Annotated in this window: 1 protein-coding gene; it reads left to right on the top strand. The window is 49.2% G+C overall.

Annotated elements, in window-relative coordinates; all coding sequences use genetic code 11:
* Window positions 1-651 (top strand): IS256 family transposase (locus tag FKZ59_RS14465; protein ID WP_141603401.1); only part of this gene is annotated, 651 nt, incomplete at both ends.

The raw sequence follows: 651 nt of genomic DNA, 5'->3' as shown, positions 1-651 counted from the left end.
ATATGAGAAACGGCTACTATCAACGAAATCTAGATACGCAATATGGCCGGATTGAAGGTCTTTTGGTCCCTAGAGACCGAAACGGAGAATTTCAAACCCAATTGTTCGCTCCTTACCAACGCCACACCGGCTGGCTGGAGGAAGCCATCATCAGGATGTATCAAAGTGGCATGAGTACACGGGAAATTGGCAAGTTTATCGAACGAATTCTAGGAAGCACCTATTCTCCTGCGACGATCATCCAGATTACCGATGTCGAGAAGGAAGACATCGAGAAATGGCACAATCGTCCTCTACATCAGCGTTATTCCGTCTTATATTTGGACGGCTTGTACTTGAAACTTCGCCGCGATACGGTAGAGAAAGAAGTTATTTATGTGGTGTTAGGAGTGAATGAAGAAGGGTATCGAGAAATTCTGGATTTCTTCGTGGGAGGACAAGAAAGCGCCTACGGATGGCGGGAGATTCTCCAGCAGCTCTACAAAAGAGGCGTCAAGGAAGTGCTTCTGGGCGTCTTCGATGGCCTTCCGGGGCTGGAGGAAGCCTTTAAGGCGGTGTATCCGAAAGCCGATGTGCAGCGCTGTGTCGTGCACAAAGTCCGCAACACCCTCAGCCGTGTTCGGAAAAAAGACCAATTCGAAGTGGCCGAGG

This window comes from Ureibacillus terrenus, assembly GCF_006569205.1.
GTDB lineage: Bacteria > Bacillota > Bacilli > Bacillales_A > Planococcaceae > Ureibacillus > Ureibacillus terrenus.
This window is presented reverse-complemented; position numbering and strand designations above follow the sequence as displayed.